Here is a 23,035-nt window from a genome sequence, read left to right on the forward strand (position 1 = left end):
CCGATATCTAGACATAGGTATCGGTAGAGACTTATTATGATTGACAAGTAGGACGTCTAGAACGCTTTTTGTTGAAAGGTCTGACTTTGGGAGTGAGAAATGAAAACATTTCTGCGCAGTTGTTCTATTGCTGTTTTCATCTTTATTTCCGGATGCAGCACTAGTCCAGAGTGGCGTCAGAATGCGATTTTTGCCACACCATTGCAGCCTTCTTTACAACAAGAAGTGATATTGGCTCGTATAGAACAAATCTTAGCGAGCCGCTCATTAACTGAAGATGAATACGCACAGCTTTTATATGAGCGTGGTGTGCTGTATGATAGTCTCGGTTTACGAGCTTTAGCGCGCAATGATTTTTCAATGGCGCTATCAATACGACCAGATATGCTAGAAATTTTTAATTTTCTAGGTATCTATTTTACGCAGGCAGCGAATTACGATGCTGCTTATGAAGCGTTTGATTCTGTTTTAGAGCTTGATCCAACTTACAATAATGCGCGTTTTAATCGTGGTATCGCTTCGTACTACGGTGGCCGATTGAAATTGGCGCAGGATGATCTGCAGGCGTTTTATCAGGTCGATCCAAATGATCCCATTCGTTCGCTTTGGTTATATCTTGTAGAAAAAGAGATAAACACTGATTTGGCTAAACAACAGCTAAAACAGCGATACCAGCAGGCGGATAAAACGGGGCAATGGGGATGGAATATAGTTGAGTTTTATTTAGGCGATATTAATGAGAAAACATTAATGTTGAAACTAAATGAGGCTTCAACCGATAACACTTCGCTCGCTGAGCATCTTAGTGAAACTAACTTCTATTTAGGTAAGTATTACCTAAGTCTGGGGGACATGGATAGCGCAGAAGCGTTATTCAAGCTGACGGTTGCCAACAACGCACATAACTTTGTTGAGCACCGCTACGCATTGTTGGAATTAGCACTGTTAGGCCAACAAGAAGACCTAGCGGAATCGGACCAGCAATAGCTGACGAACATTTCTCTGATCAGTTTGAAAGCCATCATCTACATAGGATGAGGGCTTGTTTGTTCGTTTAATAATATAATTTGAGCCAGTTCACATTTTAGATGATAAAGACCGACAAACCATGCGGTATGTTATGTCAACTGGCTGCCATAATGAATGAGGCACAGTGACATGACTACTGAAACCGATATGACTTTTGCTGATCTAGGTTTATCAGCACCTATTTTGACTGCACTGAATGACTTAGGCTACGAGAAGCCTTCTCCAATTCAGCAACAATGTATTCCTTTCCTTTTAAACGGCAATGATGTTTTAGGTATGGCACAGACAGGTAGTGGTAAAACTGCCGCATTTAGCCTGCCTTTATTACACAATCTTGATGAATCATTAAAAGCACCACAAATTTTAGTTTTAGCACCTACTCGTGAACTTGCGGTTCAGGTTGCTGAAGCAATTGAAGATTTTTCTAAACACTTACCAAAAGTAAATGTTGTTGCACTGTATGGTGGTCAGCGTTACGACGTGCAATTACGCGCGTTACGTCAAGGTCCACAAGTTGTTGTGGGTACACCAGGTCGTTTATTAGACCATTTAAACCGTGGCACATTAGATTTATCTAAACTGAAGGGCTTAGTATTAGATGAAGCTGATGAAATGTTACGTATGGGCTTTATTGAAGATGTTGAAAACATTTTAAGTAAGATCCCAGCAGAACACCAAACTGCACTGTTCTCTGCAACAATGCCAGAAGCAATTCGTCGTATTACACGTCGCTTTATGAATGATCCTAAAGAAGTGCGCATTCAAAGTAGCGTAACGACACGTCCAGACATTAGCCAAAGCTATTGGATGACATTCGGCGCACGTAAAAATGAAGCGTTAATTCGTTTCTTAGAAGCTGAAGATTTTGATGCGGCAATTATTTTCGTTCGTACTAAAAACGCAACATTAGAAGTTGCTGAAGCTTTAGAGCGTAACGGCTATAACAGCGCAGCGTTAAATGGTGATATGAACCAATCACTGCGTGAGCAAACATTAGAGCGTCTGAAAAATGGTCGTTTAGATATTTTAATTGCAACTGACGTTGCTGCTCGTGGTCTTGACGTTGACCGTATCAGCCTTGTTGTGAACTATGATATCCCAATGGATTCAGAATCTTATGTTCACCGTATTGGTCGTACTGGTCGTGCGGGTCGTGCTGGCCGTGCAATTTTATTCGTTGATAACCGTGAGCGTCGTTTACTGCGCAATATCGAACGTACAATGAAGATGACTATTCCTGAAGTAGAACTGCCAAATGCAGAGCTTATCAGCCAACGTCGTCAGGAAAAATTTGCACAGCAAATCGCACAACAATTAGAAACTAGCAACCTTGACCAATACCGTGCTCTGTTACCTAAATTAGCTCCACAAGATGAAGAAGCGCTGGATATGGAAACACTGGCTGCGGTATTACTGAAAATAGCTCAAGGTGAGCGTGCACTTATTCTGCCACCAGATCCAGTTCGTCGTCCTCGTCGTGAATTTAACGATCGTGACGATCGTCGTGGTGATGATCGCCGTCGCGGTGATAACGATCGCGAGCGTTCTCCTCGTCGTGAACGTCGTGATGCTGGCGAGATGGATTTATACCGTATCGAAGTGGGTCGTGATGATGGTGTTGAAGTGCGTCATATCGTTGGTGCGATTGCTAACGAAGGCGATATCAGCAGCCGTTACATTGGTAATATCAAACTGTATGGTTCTCACTCAACCATCGAATTACCAAAAGGTATGCCAACAGATTTATTAAGCCATTTCACACGTACGCGTATTATGAACAAACCACTGAATATGCAATTAGTGGGTGATGCTCAATCTCAGCCTTTCCGTGAGCGTCGTAATAACAGCCGTCGTGATGGTCAGCCACAAGGTGGTCGTCGTTTTAACAATGGTGATCAACCACAACGTCGTGGTAATAACGACCGTGGTGGTGAGCGTAGCAACGATCGTGGTGGCGAGCGCGGTAACTTCCGCAGTCGTAACAACGAAGGTACACCACGCCGCCGTAGCAGCTCTCATAACCAATAAGAATTGGTAATTAACTTAATTTTTAATTGGGTTGATGACAAAAAAATAAAACCAGTCAATGAAAGTTGGCTGGTTTTTTTTATCATTTGATTAGTAATATAAAATTTATTACGACACATTTCTGTCAATATAAATAATAGGAAAGCTTATTCAAGTAAATCGCTTAGATTTACGTGCAGATTTTAATTTATAATAAATTAGCTTAAGCCAATCGCTTCTTTTAATGGCTTTAAATATCGACGGCTGACAGGAATTTGGCTGTTATTGTGTAATATCAATTCTGCTTGCCCATTATCGCCAAAAACAATCTCATTAACATAATCCATATTCACTAAATATTGGCGATGACAACGGACCAGTTGTGTTCGTGTTTCTAATGTGCGTAGTGTTAATTCTGTAAAGCCTTCTTGACCTTGATTATTGGTTACATAAACCCCACTGAGCCTTGATGTTGCAAATACCGCTTCATCAATGGGCATTAACCAAATACGGCTATGACCTGTACAAGGTATACATTTTAAACGTTCTTCAGGGGGAGTTAAGAGATCAATATTCTGCTTATTACCTTGGCGTAAACGGTTTAATGTTTTTGTTAGGCGCTCTTGCTCTAAAGGTTTGAGTAGATAATCAAAGGCGTGCTCTTCAAAGGCTTGGATCGCATACTCTTCAAATGCGGTTAAAAAGACGATATACGGGCGATGTTCAGGATCAAGCATTGTGACCATTTCAAGCCCTGTAATGCGCGGCATTTGAATATCAAGAAAGACAACATCGGGCTTTTTACGGTGTATCTCTCCTATGGCTTCAATTGCATTACTGCATTCACCAACAATATGAATATCCTTTTCAACTTCAAGTAAACAACGTAAATTTTCACGAGCCAACGGCTCATCGTCAACGATTAATATATTCATTGTTATGCAACGTTATCCATGCTTTTTTCTAGAGGTAAGCAAATTTTCACCTTTGTATATTCATCAGCTTGGCATTCCACTAAAACACCATAAAGTTCGCCATAGCGTAATTTTAATCGCTTATCCACCAGCCTCATTCCTAAGCCTAATTCATGAGAAGGGCATTGGGGTTGATAAAGCCCCGCATTATCACAGATTTCAATAATAATTAAATGGTGCTCTTGGTGTGCTCTAATTGTAATCTTTCCTGTATCTAATAACTGTGACGTTCCATGTTTAATTGCATTTTCGACCATTGGTTGAAGCGAAAAAGCAGGCAAACGGGCATTAGCTAGGCTTTCAGGAATTTGAATATCAATCTGTAATCGTTCCTGAAAACGGGCTTTTTCGATTTGCAAATATGCATTCACATGTTCAATTTCATCACTTAATGTCACAACTGCTTCAGGCCTTTTTAAATTTTTACGAAAGAAAGCAGAGAGAAATTGCACTAATTGCTTTGCTTGTTCGCTATCACGTCGAATAACTGCTTGTAGTGTATTTAATGCATTAAAAAGAAAGTGGGGATTCACTTGCGCATGGAGAAGTTTAATCTCTGATTCTAAAAGAGATTGCTTATTTCGCTCATATTGTCCAGCCAGAATTTGTGCAGATAATAGACTTGCAATCCCTTCACCTAGGGTTCGGTTAATAGAACTAAATAGGCGATTTTTAGCTTCATAAAGTTTTATTGTGCCAATGACTTGGTTATTTTCGCCTCTCAATGGAATAACTAAGGTTGAGCCAAGTTTGCAATGGGGTGAAAGCGTGCAACGGTAAGGTGTTTCATTACCATCTGCATAAACAACTTCATTATTATTGATGGCTTGCTTGGATTGTTCTGATGAAATAGGTGTACCCGGTAAATGATGATCAGCGCCAATACCAATAAAGGCGAGGAGTTTTTCTCTATCTGTAATCGCAACGGCACTGACTCTTAGTTCTTGATAAATGACTTTTGCCACTCGAGTGCTATTATCTTGATTAAACCCTTTACGCAAAATACCTTCGGTGCAAACGGCAATTTTTAATGCTTGAGCTGAAAATGCACTGGTATATTTTTCAAATATTGCCCGTCTATCTTGTAATATTCGAATAAACATCGCAGCACCAACGGTATTTGCGACAATCATTGGGGCAGCAATATCTTTCACTAAGGCAAGCGCTTCATTAAATGGGCGAGCTAATAATAAGATAATGCTCATCTGTATTATTTCGGCAAAGAAAGTCACGGCTGCTGCGGTCCATGGATTAAATATGCGGTGCATTTGCCCGCGTTTGACGTAATAACGGTGAACTAATCCGCCAATTAATCCCTCGACAATGGTAGACACCATACAGCTAAATGCGGTCATACCGCCCAGAGAATAACGGTGTAAGCCTCCCGTAAAACCGACAAGGAAGCCGACATAAGGGCCGCCTAGTAATCCGCCTAATACCGAACCAATGGCGCGCGTATTGGCAATAGAATCATTAATATGTAGCCCAAAATAGGTGCCCATAATGCAGAAAATAGAGAAAATGACGTAGCACATCAACTTATGCGGAAGCTTTATCGTGACCTGTAGAAGTGGCGTAAATAAAGGTGTTTTGCTTAAAAACCAAGCAATGATTAAATAAACGCACATTTGCTGTAATAACAGCAAAATAAGATCAAATTCGTACATAAGTATTGAGTACCGTTCTCTTTTCTATCTGATAAATATAAAAATACCAGATAAAACAGGGCTATTAATGAGGCGATAAAGTTTGATATAAGAATAACTTAATCGCACTTTCAAAGAAAATATTCCTTTGCGTCAGTGATCTGGCGCACAAAATTCTTAAAGAAATTCTGAGTTATTGTGTAATATAACTCCGTCAGTGAGTGTTCTACTTCACTATTAAGGTCTAATCGTTATATGAAAAAAAGAGCCATCTATCTTATTTTATTAATGCTAATACTAATTGCATTAGCCATACTTTTCCGCGCGCATAATCAATATTTATTACTGCAAGGCGAAGTGGATGCACCGGAAGTGATTGTCGCCTCTAAAGCCAAAGGTCGTGTGATTGAGCGCTATATAGAGCGAGGTGATGATGTAAAAGCGGGGCAATTGATGATCACATTAGAAAGCCCTGAACTCAACGCACAAGTCGCCGCACTTGAAGCCGCTAAAGCACAAGCACAAGCTCAATTAGATTTGTCATTGCATGGCACAAGAGAAGAGAGTATTCGTAACCTAGAAGCCGTGTTATCTCAAGCAAAAGTGGAAGCTGCAAATTCAACAAGAGATTATCAGCGTATCAGTGCTGTGGCGAATAAAGGCTATGTATCAGCGACAGAACTTGATAATGCACGCCGTAGCCGTGATGTTGCTTCACAACGTGTAAGAGCCGCTCAAGCTGAGCTTGATGAAGCCCAAAATGGTGATCGTATTGAATTACGCCACAAATATACGGCAGCGGTGCAACAAGCAGAACAACAATTAATTGAGCTGAAAATTCAGCAAGATGACTTACAAGTGAAAGCTCCGGTTGATGGTGAAGTTGGTCCTATTCCTGCGGAAATTGGTGAGCTTTTTAACGCGAATAGCCCACTTGCTACACTGATCCGAATTCCTGATGCCTATTTTGTTTATAACCTCCGCGAAGATATCTTAGCGGATATTCGTAAAGGTGATCGCATTACTATCACGGTTCCCGCATTAGGCAATAAAGAAGTAGAAGCTGAAATTCGCTATATCGCCCCAATGGGCGACTACGCAACAAAAAGAGCAACAAGAGCAACAGGTGATTTCGATTTAAAAACATTTGAAATCCGACTGTATCCTGTTACGCCAATTGAAGGGCTACGTCCTGGTATGAGCGCATTATGGCGCTGGGATAAATAAGGGCGAATAATGAGAGTAAAGGCAGCTTGGCGTGGCTTTAGTAGCGCATTTTCACGAGAAACTCATATGGCAGTTCGTAGCCCCGTTTTTCACTGGCTAAGCTGGCTGTTTCCATTGATGTTGTTTACGTTAATTAGTGCTAACTTTTCTGAAGGCACATTGCTGAACTTGCCTGTTTCCGTGATCAATAATGACAATAGGCCATTATCAAGAACCCTGATTAGAGACCTAAATGCAGGCTCTCATGCGCAATTAAATACGCTAGACGGTAATCCTCGCACTGCAATGGAGCGATTAGGTAGCGCAAAAGATTACGCGATACTGACCATCCCTCGACACTTTGAAAGTAAGGTATTAGCAGGAAAGCAGCCGACCACACGGATGTATTACAACGGATTGTATTATGCGGCGGGGAGCTATGCGATTCAGGACTTTAGCGGACTCATTGCAGAGCTTAATGCGCAATATCGCACTGTTTTAGCGCAAGAGATGAATAAGCCCGTTCCACCATTGGCAAAAGTTACGCTCTCTTATGACAGTTTGTTTAATGCCAGCGGGAGTTATATTTATTACCAGCAATTTGCAGCTACGATCCATATGCTCCAACTGTTCGTCGTGACTTGTACTATTTATTCTTTGTCACGAGGGAATATGCTCCTGAATATTAAGCCTTTTACTTTTGCGCTTATTGGGAAGCTTACACCTTATACACTGTTTTTCTTAACCTTATTAATTGTCGAACTCGCGGCATTAGTGCATTTTTCAGGGGCAAAGGTGAACGGTAATCCGCTATACATGGTGTTAGTGGGATTCTTCTATATTATTGCAGCTCAAAGTGTGGGATTGCTGCTCTTTGCGTTTACCAATAGTGCGATAACGGCATACAGTATGATAGGTATGTTGGTGAGTATTGCCTTGGCATTTTCAGGCATGGCTGTACCTGAACTTTCGATGATCTTACCTGCGCGGATTATTTCTAATTTAGAGCCATTAACGCACGCCTTAAATGCGATGTTTGATATTTTCTTAAGAGAAGTATCACTACAAGGCATTTTATATGTGTGTTCACTTTTGCTGATTTATCCTTTTGCTATCGCCTTCTTAGTTCGTAAACGTATTTTTAAACGATTGGAATTACAGGTAGGTGTTGCATGATGCAAATGTATTTCCAAACCTTTAAGCGTGTTCTATTGGGTATGTTAGAAAAACCCATGTGGATGTTACTTATTGTTTCTCTATGCATTATGAGTTTGGTTTATGCCAAGCCTGTACTGTGGGATCTTCCTGTGGCAGTGATTAATCAAGATCATAGCCCAGCAAGTTATTCACTTGTTCGGTCATTAAACTCGACACCTAAATTAAGCATTAAGAACTACGATAATTTAGATGAAGCTCGTCACGATATGATTATGCGAGAGTTATTTGCCATTATTATTGTTCCAACCGATTTTGAGAAAAAACTCCTCAATGGTAAAGATGTTACTGTGCCTGTATTTGGTGATGCGACAAACCGTCTGGCTAGCGGGCAAATTCAACAAGAGTTGATGTTGGCTTATCAGCAGTTATTAGATGCTTACAATGGACGTATTTTGAGAAATGCAGGCTTTAGTGTTGAACAATCAAAAATCCTATTAAAGCCTATTCAGGGTGAAACCATTGCGATGTATAACCCTGGGGTAAGTTTTGCTGCGATTATTTTCCCTGGCTTATTAGTGATGCTATTACAGCACTCACTTTTAATAGCTTGTGTCCGCGTCAGTATCGCGGTGAGAAGTACCCCGAAAGGAAAGCCACCTTTAGCGGTTTATCTAGGGGCATTATCTGCACTTATTCCGATTTGGTTATTTTTATCTGCGGTATTCTTTGCATTGTGGCCGTGGGTATTGGGTTACCGCCAAGAAGCGCCGCTTTACCAGATTTGGATGCTGACTTTCCCATTCTTATTGGCGGTCTTAGGGTTAGGTAAGTTAATTACAGAATGCTTACGCAGTGTTGAGATGATTTATCTGACACTAGCCTTTGTGACAACGCCGGTATTCTATATTTCTGGCACGATCTGGCCACTACAAGCAATGCCTGACTGGGTCTTTGCCATTTCATCCGCATTACCTTCTACATGGGCAGTAAACGCCATGGCGGGAATTAACCAAATGGGTCTGTCATTCCAAAGTATATTGGGTGATATCGTGATGATGCTCGTTTTAGGCGTGATTTATACGGTATTAGGTGTGCTGGTGGGTATGCTACGTAATGGTGAGTTAAGACATATTACGCATCAGTTTAAGCATTGGTTACATCATCGTGGAGAGTCAAAATAAAGAGCCCTTAAGGGCTTTTTATTTATCAATATTGTAGATCTTATCTTTACTAATAATATTCACTATGTGGTGGCAACACTCCATTGATAATTTTCTTGGTTCCCATTTTGAAATATCTATTAATGAAAGACCGTGGTAACTCCAAGGAATAATACCGCTTACACCGCATCCATAATGATTTAATTTATCTATAAACATTTTTTTAAGTGTATCATATATCTTTACTCCACCAATTCTAATCCTGCCAACTTACGCCAATAACCATTACAGTCATGATGATGAATCGTTGTAAGAGGTTGTTGGCCTTGCTCATTTTGACGAAATTGTTGCAAGGTATCAAAAATAGCGTCAGATTCAGGTGAAAGGCGAATAATATCCACTAAACCTGCCATTGAAGCTTGATCGTTACCCAAGTTATAACAATAACCACTTTGTGTTTGAATGCCATTAAGCACAAATACTTGCTGATTTTCTTGTGATAATACTTCACGACCTTGAGGGTATTTTTGACAACAGGTTTCACAATCATCTTTAGAGCGATTTTCAGAACGCGCAGTAAAACAACGTGCTGAATAAGCGAGAGGAAGATGCCCATAAGCCAATACTTCAACTTCAAACTTATTGCGAATGCCTAATTTTTCACATTGATTTAAAAGATTATTTAACCACTCGCGAGAAAGCTCAACAGGCATACACCAACGCATCATGCCTTGTTTATGCAACAAACGTAGTGCATAAGCGTTGTAGCAGTTAAGCCCGTGGCCTGCAACAAAAGGAAGATTGCGCTCGAAAAGCATATTAATCACGCCAAAATCATGTGCTTCAACTAAAAACTCACCGTTATCAACCAGCTTAGCAATTTCTTTCAATTCAGAAGGTGCTTGTAATAACGCTAAGGTAGAAAGAACCACTTGTTTGCCACTTTTAGCGACTTCTTTGGCGAGGTTTATCCAATCTTGAGGTTTGGTTTCTCGGCGTTTACTGCAAACTGTTTCGCCTAAATAAATAATATCAGCGTCGCATTGTTTTGCTTTTTCGTAGAACGCTTCAAGTGTCTCTTTTTGCCAATAATAAAGTACAGATCCTAATGCATATTTCATTTTCGTATCCTTATTATTGCCATTTACGGTGATAAGCACCCAGTGTTGTTTGTGTTCCTTCTGAAATCTTTCCTAGCGCGTTCATCCAACGTGGATTAGTACTAAAACCTTGAGGATCTTTCTTACATTGATCAATGGCTGCACGCCAAACTCTCGCCACTTCTGTTACATAGGCAGGGCTACGTTGACGACCTTCAATTTTAACTGACGCAATATTCATCGCCATTAATTCAGGTAAGAGTGAAAGAGTATTGAGGCTCGTCGGCTCTTCTAATGCGTGATAACAGTGATCATCAACAAAATAGCGACCTTTACACAGTGTTGGGTAGCCTGCATTTTCATCAGGTGAATAGCGGTCTATCAAGACATCATTAAGGCGAGATTCCATCCCTTGTGGTGTTTGTTGCCAACGTACAAAACGTGCAGGAGAGCAAGCACCTACCGTATTTGGCGATTCACCTGTTAAATAAGAAGAGAGATAGCATCTACCTTCAGCCATAATACATAAACTGCCAAAGGCAAAAACTTCTAAAGGTACAGGGCTAGTTTGTGCTAATTGTTTGACTTGATGAATAGATAGAACACGAGGAAGAACAATACGAGCCACATCGAAGTTACGTTGATAAAACTCAATAGCTTGTGTATTGGTTGCTGAGGCTTGTACTGAAACATGACGTTCAATATGAGGATAACGCTCTGCAGCGTACTCTAACATGGCGATATCCGCCAATATAAGAGCATCAGCCCCTAAAGATGCCGCCATATCAACGGCTTTTTGCCAGCGTTCAAATCCATCAGGGTGAGCAAAGGTGTTTATTGCAATATGCAATTTTCGCTGGTGGCGATGAACATAATTAACCGCTTCTTGTAACTTCTTTTCTGTGAAATTTAAACCAGCAAAATGTCTTGCATTAGTATCATCTTTTAAGCCGATATAAACGGCATCCGCACCATTATCTATGGCCGCTTTTAAGGCAGGTAAATTACCCGCTGGGCACAGCAATTCCATCTTCACTTCCCTTTAGAAATTAAGAATGATCAGGAATTGTAATAAGCAGGATAAAAAAAGGTTTTGATTTAGGGCAGAGAACTTCGTTTTTTGCTTAAGTAAAATCAAAGAACACAAAATGTGAGCAACGGATTAACCGAATATTGATATAGGATCGCAGAATATCTGTCTATATCTGGCACAATAGCCCGTAATTTTATTTATAGGAGTCCGAACGTGTTTAACAAAATTCGTACCCATTTGGTTAAAGAGGGACCTCGTTTTTTACGTTACCCTTTACAAGTTACCCCATTTGCTCTGCAACGCGATATTTTAGAACAGTTTTTAAGCTGGCAATTTCGTGAATCGTTAGCGGAAGGCGATTTACACTTTCTAGAAAATAAATGGCTAAAAGTTGAGATAAGAGACTTACATTTACAGTGGTTTATCAGTGTTTGTGATGATAAATTAGTGGTCAGTCGCTTAGAAAAAGAAGATGTCAGCTTTAGTGGAAATGCAAATGATCTTATTTTAATTGCTGCGCGCAAAGAAGATCCTGACACCTTATTTTTCCAACGCCGTCTACAAATTGAGGGTGATACAGAACTCGGGTTATATGTTAAGAACCTGATGGACGCAATTGAATTAGACTCAATGCCATCTGTGTTGCGTTTTGGTTTATTACAACTGGCTGAGTTTGTAAAAAGTGGGCTTCAAGAAGAAACCGAAGACACTCTACACAGCCATGAACTGAGCTCAACTTCATGCTAATACGTGTTGAAATTCCCGTTGATATTCCAGCTATTGATAACCTTTTACGTCAAGCGTTTCCTACAGGTGCAGAAGCTGATTTAGTGGGACATTTACGAGAAGAGGGACTGCTGACATTAGGTATGGTCGCAGTCGATGATGAAGGCCACGTTATGGGTTACATTGGCTTTACACCAGTTGATGTTGATGGTGTCGATTGCCAATGGGTAGGGCTTGCGCCTCTTGCTGTTGCACCTGATTTCCAGCGCCAAGGTATTGGACGCCAACTGATTAATGAAGGATTAGATAGCCTAAATGAATTTGGTTATGGCGCTGTGGTGGTATTAGGTGAGCCAGAGTACTATCAAAAGTCAGGCTTTATTCCTGCAAAATCACAAGGGTTACATTGCAAATGGCCTGACACCGAAGAGGCATTTCAGTTCTATGCTCTCGATAATGGTAATGTTGAAAATATTCATGGTTTAGTGAATTTCTCGCCATTATTTGATGAGGTTTAATCGAACAGATTGTCTATCGTGTTAAATACAACGCAATGTCTGAAGGCTGGTCTTTGATCAGCTTTTCTTTTTGCGTTTTCTTCAATTGTTTTAATTGGTATTCAAGTTGAGAAGCACGTTGCCGAGAGCCTATTTGGCAATGAAACTCTAATAATAAAGGTCCTTTTCCTTTCAGTGCTTTAGCGCCGGTTCCATTCTGGTGTTGAGTAAAGCGTCGCTCAACGTTTGTCGTTATCCCTGTATAAAGATAGCCAAGACGATTTCTGACAATATAGAGTGACCACACTGTATCAGCCATCACTTTTTCCTTTTCGTGCTACTTTTTCTTTTGATAAATAATATTTCTCAATTTTTGAATTGAGTAATTTATCGCTTTATCAAAATGAAATCTATTAGATATATCAATATGTTGTGAAATATTTGTGACAGAAAGCTTTGTTATTTATAAAATAACATTCAATTTTTTTGAAAATGAACAGCAATTATTGCTAATTTTAAAGTTAAATTAAAGCGCATAGTATGATCCATATCACAGAGACACACTCCGCGATACCTAACAAAATTAGAATTTAATTGGAGTTTATTATGAAAAAATCTACATTAATCGCTGCAACATTAGCTTTAAGTGCTATTTCATTCGGTTCAATCGCATCTGATAGCGTATCAAAAAGCCCTTCTGTTAATGGTGAGTATATCACAATCACAGGTAGCGATACTTTAGATGGTTTAACCACTAAGATTGCCCAAATCGCAAAAGATGAAGGTGCAAAAGGTTTTAAAGTTGTTGGCGCAACAGGTGACGATTACCTCACTGTAAATGCTGAAATTTATCGTTAATTTTAATTATTTTCGATAAATAACCTGTAATAAGAGACACGCGGTAAGACGCTCGTTTTGATGATATAATTATCAGCTAAACAGCGTCTCTTTTTGTATCTATACAGGTGTATTATGTCTTCTTTAGACTCGATCAAAATAATTAAACAATACATTCGAAACAACCATGTGTTTACCTTATGTACAACTCGTTCATTAGGTGATGTTTGGTGTGCAAATTGTTTTTATTGGTTCGATGAAAGCCAGATGAGGCTTGTTTTTCTTTCTGAAAAGAAAACGCGTCATGCCCAAATGATGCAGGAAAATTTATTAGTTGCAGGAGGTATTAGTACGCAAGAAATTGCAGTATCCGATCTACAAGGTATTCAATTCACGGGTTCTGTTGCTTTACTGGCAGGTCAGGACGACATCAACGCAAGAAAACATTATTGTTTACGCTTTCCTGTCGCATTAGCCGCCATCCATGTGCCTTTATGGGAATTACAATTACAAGAAATTAAGATGGTCAATAATCAGTTAGGTTTTGGGACTAAGCTGTATTGGCAGCGTGATTAAGCTGGTTATTTTTTCTCAAATTCCTTTTATTCCCAAAAATAATGATTTTTCTGTTCCCACCCTTTTAAAGACATACATGAAGTATAGAAAGTTCTTCTGTCTTCTTGATTAATGTCCTCAACATAACTTTCTGTCATTGGTACGCGTTCAGTGTAGGTTTTTTTATCACCACAATGGTCTTTATCATCTTTACGACACGTCTTTTGCACATCACGATAAACAGTACGTTGTAGCACTTCTTTGCGGATAGGGTAACGAGTATTGGCATCGAGATCGCAAATTAGCTTTGCTTCTTGTAATGTGTAATCTGATGCACCTTTGGGTTCCCAAGTACTACTGCAACCTGAAAGTAAAATCATTGAAAATAAAGGGAAGAGTGCTAATTTCATATCAAATATCATCATAAAAAGAATAGTTAAGGGCGTTAATAATAAAACAAAACTAATCACTTTGACCATCTTTTTTGAAAATGATTCGCATTTGATAACAGGTGTGATTAAGTAAGAATGGTAAGAAAAAAGCCCATTATATAAATGGGCTTTTAGGGATCACTCAAATGATGAAAGATTTTTTTCTATCTCAGCATCTATTTCAGTATGCTGGAGATGTTTAGCACCGAGTTTCTTTTTCAATTCGGTGCCTAGCTTCACGAGTTGTTCTCGATTCGCTTTAGACTGCTTTTTACCCCATTTTTTTAAATGGTAGTTCAGTTCATGATCTTCAGAAAAGCTTACATATTTATTATCACTTAAAGGCATACATCCTCCAGTTAATTCAATGTGTATTACTTCAATTTATGGATCACCTGATTACTACTACCACGCCACAGTAATGCGGGATCATAAAGTTCTTGTACGAACTTCCCATCAATCAGTACGTTAATAAAGTTAACGACTTCTTGCTGCTCTGGGGTTAAGTCAGCCAGTAAGTAGCCAGTCCAAACCCAAATATCTTTCTCAGGGCATTCCGTTTTAACGCGTTTTACCAATTTTAATATAGCAGAAAGATTTTGAGGGTGTAGTGGATCGCCACCTGAAAGTGATAATCCTTGTCGTTTAATCCGACTGTCTTGGAGATCAGCAATGATCTGATCTTCCAATTCTTGTGTAAATAGCTTGCCGGACGTTAATGACCAGGTTGATTTGTTATAACAGCCGCGGCATTGGTGTATGCACCCTGCAACAAACAGGGTGCAACGAGTACCAGGACCATTTACCACATCAACAGGATAATATTGATGATAATTCACTCTGTTAGCCTAACTGACCATTTGCCAGATGTTTAACTCGACGTTTAACTTCTTCCTGTTTACCCGCATTAAATGGACGTGAATCGGGGCTACCTAAATATCCACACACACGGCGAATAACAGAGACTCTAGCAGGGTTGTGATTACCACAACGCGGGCAAGTAAAGCCTTTACTGGTGCAAGAGAATTCACCGGTATAACCACAGTCGTAACATTCGTCTATTGGAGTGTTTGTTCCATAGTAAGGAACTCGGGTATAGCTATAGTCCCACACATCCTCTAACGCTTTAAGGTTATGCTGTAAGTTTGGATATTCGCCATAGCAGATAAAACCGCCACTTGCTAATGGAGGATAAGGCGCTTCAAAATCCAGTTTATCGTATGGGTTTACTTTTTTCTCAACATCTAAGTGGAAGCTGTTGGTGTAATAACCTTTGTCGGTAACACCAGGAAGAATACCGAATTCTGCGGCATCTAAACGACAGAAACGGTCACATAAGTTTTCGCTTGGTGTGCTATAAAGGCTAAAGCCATAACCTGTTTCAGCTTTCCATTGATCTGTGGCTTCACGTAGACGATTAATAATCGCCACTGCTTTTTCTCTTAAGGTTTCGTCGTCAAAAACGTGTTTTTGAGTACCAAACAGTGCATTAATCGTTTCATGTACACCGATATAACCTAATGAAATCGAGGCTCTGCCATTTTTAAAGATTTCAGCCACATTATCATCTGCTTTCAAGCGAACACCGCAAGCACCTTCCATATAAAGGATAGGGGCAACACGCGCTTTGACGTTTTCTAAACGAGCAATACGTGTCATCAGTGCTTTTTTCGCTAATTCAAGGCGGTCATCAAGCAGTGACCAGAATGTCGCTTCATCACCTTGAGCTTCAATAGCAATACGCGGTAAGTTCAGGCTGATAACGCCTAAGTTATTACGACCCTCGTGGATCATTTCGCCATTTTCTTCGTAAACACCTAAGAAACTACGGCAACCCATTGGAGTTTTAAATGATCCCGTCACTTTCACAACTTGATCATAATTTAAGATATCGGGATACATGCGTTTACTTGCGCATTCAAGAGCAAGTTGTTTGATATCGTAATTAGGATCACCAAACTTATGGTTTAAGCCATCTTTAATGGCAAAAACGAGTTTAGGGAAAACAGCCGTTTTACGGTTTTTACCTAAACCTGCCATACGGTTTTCAAGAATAGAGCGTTGAATTAAACGCGCTTCTTTTGATGTACCAAGACCAAAGCCAAAAGTGACAAATGGGGTTTGTCCATTAGCCGTATGCAGCGTATTGACTTCATACTCTAAAGATTGGAATGCGTCATAACACTCTTTTTCAGTGCGTGCAGTGGCATAGGCTTCTTTGTCAGCAATCTGCCATTCTTCTGCCACTTTATAGTGTTTGTCATAACTTGATTTTACAAACGGCGCTAATACTTCATCGATACGGTTTATTGTTGTACCGCCATAAATATGGCTTGCCACTTGTGCGATAATTTGTGCAGTGACTGCTGTTGCTGTTGAAATAGATTTAGGGGGTTCTATTTCAGCATTTCCCATTTTAAAACCATTGTTTAACATGCCTTTAAGGTCAATTAGCATACAGTTAAACATAGGGAAAAACGGTGAATAATCGAGATCATGATAATGAATTTCACCACGCTCATGAGCGAGTACCACATCTCTTGGCAGGATATGCAATTTTGCGTAATGTTTAGCCACAATACCCGCAAGTAAATCACGCTGGGTAGGGATAACCTTACTGTCTTTATTCGCATTTTCATGAAGAATAGAGACATCACTTTGTTCGATAAGACCTCGGATTTCCTGAGTTAGTCTTCCACGTTGCTCACGAGCAACATCTCGGTCATGACGGTATTCAATGTAGGCTCTGGCGACATCTTTATGTTCGCCAGCCATCAGCTGATTTTCTACGGCGTCTTGGATCTCACGGATATCGACATTCGAACGTCCTGCGAGAGATTGTGAAACGGATTGCGCGACAGAATCGCAATAATCATCATCAGTGATCTCACAAGCTACGGCGGCTCTTTTGATAGCATCGCTGATGCGGGTTTGGTCAAAAGAGACTTTACATCCGTCTCGTTTTATCACTATGGTTTTCACAATCTTGCTCCTTAACTATTTATCCACAGGCTCAAATCCCATAAAAACAGGTGATGGCACAGCATTCAGGCTTATTGTGGATAAGATGTGTATAATTACTATATGTTGTAGGTCGGTATGTATTAAAGCACAATATATAGTTATTGGAAGGGAAATAATCTTCATTAAAACTGATCTATATCAAGGTATTTTTGCTACGTCAGGTATCAAGAGGGATTAGCCGAATTGTAAATATGTGCCAAAAACAGAAGTGATAAATTATTCATCAAAAAGTGAGAACATAAAAAAAGCAAAGTGCTCATTAAGAGACCTTTGCTTTTTTATGACTCATTATTGAGACGAAATTAACGGATAGCGATAACTTCGATTTCTACTTTTGCATCTTTTGGTAAACGTGCAACTTCAACACATGAGCGAGCTGGGAATGCGGCATTATGCTCTTTAAAGAACGCTTCATAGGCCGCATTGATTGTACCAAAATCATTTAAATCTTTTACGAAAACAGTAGTTTTGATGATGTTAGCAACGGTTAAACCCGCTTTTTCAATGATTGCTTTTACGTTTTCTAAAGATTGACGAGCTTGCTCTGCGGCATTATCAGAAACAAATTCACCGGTTGCAGGATCAACAGGTAATTGACCTGAAGTGATCACTAAGTTACCTAAATCAACACCTTGTACATAAGGGCCGATTGCTGCAGGGGCTTTATCGGTATTAATTTCGTAAGACATGTAGAACTCCTGTTTTTATAAGATTAACGCTAACATTCGATTAGTGTGGCGCTATTATAGCCAGTGCTTTAGGTTAGCAATATGACAGATGTCAGGCTTTATCATAAAGTTTGTCAGTGTAAAAAGAAAATGAATGTAGAGTTATACTGCATCTTGACGCTACTTTTAGTCCATAAAAATAGTGAGATTGTAGTAATATTTTTTATAAAAAAGAGGAAATAAACTATTTCTATTTTTAGTAAAAATAGTCTTGGGGCTTTTAAGAGATAATTATTCTTTTTTTATAAAAAAACTATCTGCCCTTTCGAGCAGATAGTTAAAAGAATTAACGAATAACCGCGTGGCGTTCGAACTCTTTTTCACAGTATTTGCAGGTTAATACAACATCTGAGGCCAGTTTTTTTACACGGAAACTACTTTGTACTGGCTCGTTATGGCTAATACAGTTGCTATTAGGACAAGGCACTACATCTTCAAGTAATTCAGGTAAGCTTAATGCCATCTTATTAATCACTTGATAATCATCGATAATATTTACTGTTGCTTGCGGTGCATACATTGCTAAACGGTTTGCTTGTTCTGGGGTTAAAAAGACATTCTCAATTTTAATTAAGTCTTTTTTACCTAAATTTTCTGAAGGTAAATTAAAACCTACTGTTATTCTTTCATCAGTTTCAGTTAAACGAAACAGTGAAAGAATTTTAAAGCCCACCTGCGCTGGAATATGATCAATAACAGTCCCACGTTTGATAGCTTCAACTTTTAGTTTGTGATCATGTGTCATGGTGTGCTCCTTATTAAAGAACTAAGTTTTTATTCAGAACTAAGGCAAGTAATGCCTGACGTGCGTAGATACCATTGCCCGCTTGTTGGAAATAGTAAGCGTAAGGTGTTTTATCTACATCAGTAGTGATTTCATCAATACGTGGCAGTGGGTGTAGGATCTTGAGGTTATCTTTCACATTCACAAGATCTGCACTGGTTAAGATAAATTGTGCTTTCACATTCGCATATTCAGATGGATCTAAACGCTCTTTCTGTACACGAGTCATATAGAGAATATCCAGCTCAGGCATGACTTCATCTACTGTTTCATGCTGGCTATATTCAACACCATTCTCTTCCAGTAAGTGAAGAATATGCTCTGGCATAGCGAGTACTTTAGGGGCGATAAAATAGAGATGATTACCTTTAAATTTCGCTAATGCTTGTGCTAGTGAGTGAACTGTTCTGCCATATTTTAAGTCACCGACCATCGCGATATTAAGATTATCTAAACGACCCTGTGTCTCTTGAATGGTAAACAAATCCAGTAAAGTTTGTGTTGGATGTTGGTTTGCGCCATCACCCGCATTAAGTACTGGAATATCGCCAGCAAACTCAGAAGCTAAACGCGCTGCACCTTCTTGAGGATGGCGAATAACAATGGCATCAGCATAAGTGCGAAGAACCGAAATGGTATCCGCTAAAGTTTCACCTTTTTTACCCAGCGAAGTGTTGCTTCCATCAGAAAAACCAACAACAGATGCGCCTAGGCGATGAATCGCAGTTTCAAATGATAGGCGAGTACGTGTTGATGCTTCAAAAAAGCAACTCGCAATCACTTTATCTTTTAACAATTCGTTATTAGGTTGCTGTTTTAGTTTATTAGCAACGTGAAGAACAGCTTCCAAATCTTCCCTGTCCAGATCATTGATGGAGATAATATGCTTTTGGTAGAGCGGATTAGTCATTTGAGTTCTCCTTTAGCGATGAATTGTGCGATAAGTGGTTTTTTACAGGCCAAAAAAAACCCCTCAATAAGAGGGGTTTTAAAAAATTGGGCTATTGGAAAAAAGAGAATGCGCTTGCGACCAGTTAAGGTGCTTGTTTTAGTAACAAATTGGAATAGGCGCTGTTTCATCTTTCCTCCTGACAAATTGTGGCGCATTATACGCATCTTAGATTTGCACGCAAGCGTTTGCTTTTGTTTTTTTCTAAAAATTTTTTTTTGATTTAAAAATCAATAAGCTTGGGATAAAACAAAGAAAACACCTATTTTTTGATAAATAAAAAATAGGTGTTTTGCATGATTATGTATTTTAGAAAGGATTTGCAAGGGTAGCGACCATCACTGCTTTTATTGTGTGAAGACGATTTTCTGCTTCATCAAACACAATGCTGTGTTTTGATTCAAAAACCTCATCAGTGACTTCAAAACCACCATATAGGTTAAATTCTTCAGCTAATGCTTTACCCATCGTTGTTTCTTCATCATGAAAAGCGGGTAAACAGTGAAGGAATTTAACATCTGTATTTCCAGTTAATTTTATAACATCCATATTGACCTGATAAGGCTTGAGTAAAGCAATACGCTCTTTCCAAACCTCTTTCGGTTCACCCATAGAAACCCACACGTCAGTGTAAAGAAAATCTGCGTTTTTAACGCCTTCAGCGACATTTTCAGTGAGTGTGATTTTTCCACCATTTTTCGTTGCAATTTCTTGGCATTGAGCAACTAAACCTGCTTCAGGCCAACATGCTTTAGGTGCAACTAAACGTAAATCCATACCTGTTAATGCTGCCGCTTCCAGCATGGTATTTCCCATGTTATTACGAGCGTCACCAAGGTAAGCAAACACAGTTTCTGATAACGGTTTAGTTTGATGTTCAGTGATAGTGAGTAAATCTGCTAGTAGCTGTGTTGGGTGAAATTCATTGGTTAAACCATTCCAAACAGGTACACCTGAATATTGTGCAAGTGCATCTACCGTTTTTTGTCCGTAACCCCGATACTGAATACCATCATACATACGACCTAATACTCGAGCGGTATCTTTTATCGATTCTTTATGCCCAATTTGGCTTCCTCCTCCTAAATAAGTCACTCTTGCACCTTGATCAAATGCAGCAACTTCAAACGCACAACGGGTACGTGTTGAGTCTTTTTCAAAAATCAGTGCGATATTTTTTCCAGTAAGATATTGAGTTTCTTGACCTGATTTTTTGGCTTTTTTCAATTGCGTTGACAGTGTAAGCAGTTGCTGAATTTCCGCAGGTGAAAAATCAAGCAAACGTAAGAATGATTTTTGATAAAAAGGGTTCATAGAGTGATATCCTGTTATTGAATTTATATTCAATCTATATCAATAAATATTCATCATCAACCCCTAAGGTAAAACTTTTAATTTAAACAGTCTGCGATAAGGGCATCATATTAAGTATGGAGTGTTGATCCTGCCTGTGGGAGAATGAACGGGATACCTTTTCAGACTATTGCGGAGCATGATTATGGCGGACAGCAAAGAGTTAGCAGAACAACGTGAAGAAACACGTCTTATTATTGAAGAGTTACTGGAAGATGGCAGCGATCCTGATGCACTGTATGCCATTGAGCACCATATTTCTTGTGAAAACTTTGAAACACTAGAAAAAGCAGCAGTTGAAGTCTTTAAGTTAGGTTATGAAGTGACTGAGCCTGAGGAAATTGAAGTCGAATCAGGTGAGATCCTAGTTTGTTTTGATGCTGTGAGTGAAAGTGGTTTAAATGCTGAACTTATTGATGCCCAAGTTGAGCAATTAATGAATTTAGCTGAAAAAATGGGTGTCTATTACGATGGTTGGGGGACTTATTTTGAAGATCCTGACGCAGAGTATGATGATGAAGAAGGTGAAGACGAAGACGACGAAGAGTCTGATAAGTCATCTCGCTTACATTAATTTTTGCTAAATGTTGTCCTTTTATACCTGATTTATCAGTGCAAAATAATAGCACCAGCCACAAAATAATTACTTTGTGACTGGTGTTATTGGTTTTAAGATCGAGCGATTAGTTCATCACCCCAAATCTACCATTGTCATAATCATCAAAAGCTTGTTGTAACTCTTCTTGCGTATTCATCACAAAAGGTCCTTGTCCAGCAATCGGCTCATTAATCGGCTCACCTGTTAGAATTAAAACAAGGGTGTCACCCATTGATTCTAATGTCAGCGTATCGCCATGATTATCTAATATCACCATATCGTGTTGACGTGCAATTTCACTGTCATTGATATGTACCGCACCTTTTACTACAAACAGCATTGCATTATGGCCTTCGGGAATACTGTAATGTGAAACACCTGCACGATTTAAATGCAGATCCCACACATTCAGTGGTGAATAGGTCATCGCGGCACCTTGGGTATTGGCATAATCACCCGCAATGACTCTGACATAACCCTGGCCATCAGGTAATTCAACATGAGGGATATCCTCTGCTTTTAGCGCCTGATAACGAGGCTGTGTCATTTTGTACGCTGTCGGCAGATTCACCCAAAGTTGCACCATTTCTAATACACCGCCTTCTTTGGTCATTTTTTCAGAGTGATACTCTTTATGCAAAATGCCAGAGGCAGCGGTCATCCATTGCACGTCACCTGCGACGATAGTTCCAGCATGGCCTTTAGAGTCATGATGAGAAACTTCGCCTTGATAAGCGATTGTCACGGTTTCAAATCCACGATGAGGATGCGCTCCTACACCACGGGCATTAGTAACAGGCTTAAATAGTGTTGGCTCGGCATAATCCATCAGCAGAAACGGGCTATGTTTTTCACCATTTTCCTGATAGGAAAATAAGGTGCTGACTGGAAAGCCATTACCTACCCAGTGTGAATTTGGCGCCGAATAAATATGATTAATCTGTCTGATAGTCATGATTGTTCTCCGAGTTAAGGAAAGAAACCGCAATAACCAAGACACAGAAGGAGGTAATACAGATTATCGCGATTTCTTAATGACGATGATCATAAAGTGTTCGCACGATGAACAAAATAGGGGGAATTTGTTGATGGTGTTCAAAAAAAATGAATGATTTTATGACAGAAAAATACACTGAATTATTTACAGGACTTCACAATATCATGAGTTCGGTTGCAAACACTTTAAGTTTTCTCTTGTTCATAATCTGCCTATATTTTGATTGTTATTAAACACGCAAAT

25 protein-coding genes are annotated in these 23,035 nt (G+C 39.5%); 10 read left to right on the plus strand and 15 right to left on the minus strand.

What is annotated here, in order from left to right; translation table 11 throughout:
• The first annotated feature begins 99 nt into the window (after nucleotides 1-99).
• Both nlpI and ACWPWK_RS11635 read left to right on the plus strand, forming a co-directional pair.
• Nucleotides 100-987, plus strand: a complete 888-nt coding sequence (gene nlpI / locus ACWPWK_RS11630) for a lipoprotein NlpI (RefSeq protein WP_098941350.1) — start codon at nucleotides 100-102, stop codon at nucleotides 985-987.
• Nucleotides 988-1,158: 171 nt separating this feature from the next.
• On the plus strand, nucleotides 1,159-3,057 hold the full coding sequence (locus ACWPWK_RS11635; RefSeq protein WP_454208914.1) for a DEAD/DEAH family ATP-dependent RNA helicase: 1,899 nt from the start codon (nucleotides 1,159-1,161) through the stop codon (nucleotides 3,055-3,057).
• A 197-nt stretch (nucleotides 3,058-3,254) separates the two neighbouring features.
• Here the strand turns inward: ACWPWK_RS11635 and btsR are convergent, their stop codons facing one another.
• Together btsR and ACWPWK_RS11645 are read right to left on the minus strand one after the other, a co-directional pair.
• Nucleotides 3,255-3,971 (minus strand): two-component system response regulator BtsR, encoded by a 717-nt coding sequence (gene btsR, locus ACWPWK_RS11640; RefSeq protein WP_109372676.1) that lies wholly within the window; start codon nucleotides 3,969-3,971, stop codon nucleotides 3,255-3,257.
• A gap of 2 nt (nucleotides 3,972-3,973) precedes the next feature.
• The gene (locus tag ACWPWK_RS11645) at nucleotides 3,974-5,677 is read right to left on the minus strand and encodes a sensor histidine kinase (protein ID WP_109372675.1); all 1,704 of its coding nucleotides are present in this window, start codon (nucleotides 5,675-5,677) and stop codon (nucleotides 3,974-3,976) included.
• A 234-nt stretch (nucleotides 5,678-5,911) separates the two neighbouring features.
• On the opposite strand from ACWPWK_RS11645, the gene ACWPWK_RS11650 reads away from it, so the two are divergent.
• The 3 genes from ACWPWK_RS11650 to ACWPWK_RS11660 are packed head-to-tail and all read left to right on the plus strand — an operon-like array spanning nucleotide 5,912 to nucleotide 9,201.
• Nucleotides 5,912-6,883, plus strand: a complete 972-nt coding sequence (locus ACWPWK_RS11650) for an HlyD family secretion protein (RefSeq protein WP_109372674.1) — start codon at nucleotides 5,912-5,914, stop codon at nucleotides 6,881-6,883.
• 9 nt (nucleotides 6,884-6,892) lie between these two features.
• Nucleotides 6,893-8,038, plus strand: coding sequence for an ABC transporter permease (locus tag ACWPWK_RS11655; protein WP_109372673.1), 1,146 nt, complete (start codon nucleotides 6,893-6,895; stop codon nucleotides 8,036-8,038).
• Nucleotides 8,038-9,201: an ABC transporter permease gene (locus ACWPWK_RS11660; protein WP_109372672.1), complete on the plus strand. Its 1,164-nt coding sequence runs from the start codon at nucleotides 8,038-8,040 to the stop codon at nucleotides 9,199-9,201. The genes ACWPWK_RS11655 and ACWPWK_RS11660 overlap by 1 nt, the downstream gene beginning before the upstream one ends.
• Before the next feature lie 221 nt (nucleotides 9,202-9,422).
• Here ACWPWK_RS11660 and ACWPWK_RS11665 read toward each other — a convergent pair whose 3' ends face one another.
• Together ACWPWK_RS11665 and ubiU are read right to left on the minus strand one after the other, a co-directional pair.
• Nucleotides 9,423-10,301 (minus strand): U32 family peptidase, encoded by an 879-nt coding sequence (locus ACWPWK_RS11665; protein ID WP_109372671.1) that lies wholly within the window; start codon nucleotides 10,299-10,301, stop codon nucleotides 9,423-9,425.
• 13 nt (nucleotides 10,302-10,314) lie between these two features.
• Nucleotides 10,315-11,310, minus strand: a complete 996-nt coding sequence (gene ubiU / locus ACWPWK_RS11670; protein WP_088493968.1) for a ubiquinone anaerobic biosynthesis protein UbiU — start codon at nucleotides 11,308-11,310, stop codon at nucleotides 10,315-10,317.
• 216 nt (nucleotides 11,311-11,526) lie between these two features.
• Here ubiU and ubiT point away from each other — a divergent pair, with 216 nt between their 5' ends.
• Both ubiT and ACWPWK_RS11680 read left to right on the plus strand, forming a co-directional pair.
• Nucleotides 11,527-12,060 carry a ubiquinone anaerobic biosynthesis accessory factor UbiT gene (gene ubiT, locus ACWPWK_RS11675; protein ID WP_109372670.1) on the plus strand — a complete coding sequence of 178 codons (534 nt, stop codon included), beginning with the start codon at nucleotides 11,527-11,529 and terminating at the stop codon, nucleotides 12,058-12,060.
• On the plus strand, nucleotides 12,054-12,557 hold the full coding sequence (locus tag ACWPWK_RS11680; RefSeq protein WP_109372669.1) for a GNAT family N-acetyltransferase: 504 nt from the start codon (nucleotides 12,054-12,056) through the stop codon (nucleotides 12,555-12,557). Before ubiT ends, ACWPWK_RS11680 begins: the two co-directional genes overlap by 7 nt.
• Nucleotides 12,558-12,570: 13 nt before the next feature.
• On the opposite strand, the gene ACWPWK_RS11685 is transcribed toward ACWPWK_RS11680, so the two are convergent.
• Entirely contained in the window at nucleotides 12,571-12,855 is a 285-nt protein-coding gene (locus ACWPWK_RS11685; protein ID WP_109372668.1) for a GIY-YIG nuclease family protein, read from the minus strand.
• A 287-nt stretch (nucleotides 12,856-13,142) separates the two neighbouring features.
• Between ACWPWK_RS11685 and ACWPWK_RS11690 the strand changes: the two genes are divergently transcribed.
• Both ACWPWK_RS11690 and ACWPWK_RS11695 read left to right on the plus strand, forming a co-directional pair.
• On the plus strand, nucleotides 13,143-13,394 hold the full coding sequence (locus ACWPWK_RS11690; RefSeq protein WP_075673608.1) for a YdgH/BhsA/McbA-like domain containing protein: 252 nt from the start codon (nucleotides 13,143-13,145) through the stop codon (nucleotides 13,392-13,394).
• Nucleotides 13,395-13,508: 114 nt separating this feature from the next.
• Complete coding sequence (locus ACWPWK_RS11695) at nucleotides 13,509-13,949, plus strand: YhbP family protein (protein WP_109372667.1); 441 nt, start codon at nucleotides 13,509-13,511, stop codon at nucleotides 13,947-13,949.
• Between the two features lie 26 nt (nucleotides 13,950-13,975).
• Here the strand turns inward: ACWPWK_RS11695 and ACWPWK_RS11700 are convergent, their stop codons facing one another.
• The 9 genes from ACWPWK_RS11700 to argF form a co-directional block, all read right to left on the minus strand.
• A complete protein-coding gene (locus tag ACWPWK_RS11700) occupies nucleotides 13,976-14,338 on the minus strand; it encodes a hypothetical protein (protein WP_244185031.1) in 363 nt (120 codons plus the stop codon).
• A gap of 159 nt (nucleotides 14,339-14,497) precedes the next feature.
• Complete coding sequence (locus ACWPWK_RS11705) at nucleotides 14,498-14,707, minus strand: hypothetical protein (RefSeq protein WP_023583554.1); 210 nt, start codon at nucleotides 14,705-14,707, stop codon at nucleotides 14,498-14,500.
• A 26-nt stretch (nucleotides 14,708-14,733) separates the two neighbouring features.
• On the minus strand, nucleotides 14,734-15,198 hold the full coding sequence (nrdG, locus tag ACWPWK_RS11710; protein WP_109372666.1) for an anaerobic ribonucleoside-triphosphate reductase-activating protein: 465 nt from the start codon (nucleotides 15,196-15,198) through the stop codon (nucleotides 14,734-14,736).
• A gap of 4 nt (nucleotides 15,199-15,202) precedes the next feature.
• Nucleotides 15,203-17,341 carry an anaerobic ribonucleoside-triphosphate reductase gene (gene nrdD, locus ACWPWK_RS11715; RefSeq protein ID WP_109372665.1) on the minus strand — a complete coding sequence of 713 codons (2,139 nt, stop codon included), beginning with the start codon at nucleotides 17,339-17,341 and terminating at the stop codon, nucleotides 15,203-15,205.
• Nucleotides 17,342-17,685: 344 nt separating this feature from the next.
• The gene (locus ACWPWK_RS11720; protein WP_006535650.1) at nucleotides 17,686-18,072 is read right to left on the minus strand and encodes a RidA family protein; all 387 of its coding nucleotides are present in this window, start codon (nucleotides 18,070-18,072) and stop codon (nucleotides 17,686-17,688) included.
• A gap of 325 nt (nucleotides 18,073-18,397) precedes the next feature.
• The gene (gene pyrI / locus ACWPWK_RS11725; RefSeq protein WP_109372664.1) at nucleotides 18,398-18,856 is read right to left on the minus strand and encodes an aspartate carbamoyltransferase regulatory subunit; all 459 of its coding nucleotides are present in this window, start codon (nucleotides 18,854-18,856) and stop codon (nucleotides 18,398-18,400) included.
• Nucleotides 18,857-18,869: 13 nt separating this feature from the next.
• The gene (gene pyrB / locus ACWPWK_RS11730; protein ID WP_109372663.1) at nucleotides 18,870-19,805 is read right to left on the minus strand and encodes an aspartate carbamoyltransferase; all 936 of its coding nucleotides are present in this window, start codon (nucleotides 19,803-19,805) and stop codon (nucleotides 18,870-18,872) included.
• A complete protein-coding gene (locus ACWPWK_RS11735; protein WP_162558370.1) occupies nucleotides 19,802-19,975 on the minus strand; it encodes a hypothetical protein in 174 nt (57 codons plus the stop codon). The genes pyrB and ACWPWK_RS11735 overlap by 4 nt, the downstream gene beginning before the upstream one ends.
• A gap of 178 nt (nucleotides 19,976-20,153) precedes the next feature.
• Nucleotides 20,154-21,158 carry an ornithine carbamoyltransferase gene (gene argF / locus ACWPWK_RS11740; RefSeq protein ID WP_109372662.1) on the minus strand — a complete coding sequence of 335 codons (1,005 nt, stop codon included), beginning with the start codon at nucleotides 21,156-21,158 and terminating at the stop codon, nucleotides 20,154-20,156.
• Between the two features lie 184 nt (nucleotides 21,159-21,342).
• On the opposite strand from argF, the gene rraB reads away from it, so the two are divergent.
• Nucleotides 21,343-21,771, plus strand: coding sequence for a ribonuclease E inhibitor RraB (gene rraB / locus ACWPWK_RS11745; protein WP_109372661.1), 429 nt, complete (start codon nucleotides 21,343-21,345; stop codon nucleotides 21,769-21,771).
• 109 nt (nucleotides 21,772-21,880) lie between these two features.
• Here rraB and ACWPWK_RS11750 read toward each other — a convergent pair whose 3' ends face one another.
• Nucleotides 21,881-22,750 carry a pirin family protein gene (locus tag ACWPWK_RS11750; protein ID WP_109372660.1) on the minus strand — a complete coding sequence of 290 codons (870 nt, stop codon included), beginning with the start codon at nucleotides 22,748-22,750 and terminating at the stop codon, nucleotides 21,881-21,883.
• Nucleotides 22,751-23,035: the final 285 nt, after the last annotated feature.

The organism is Proteus sp. Marseille-Q3619 (assembly GCF_965283115.1).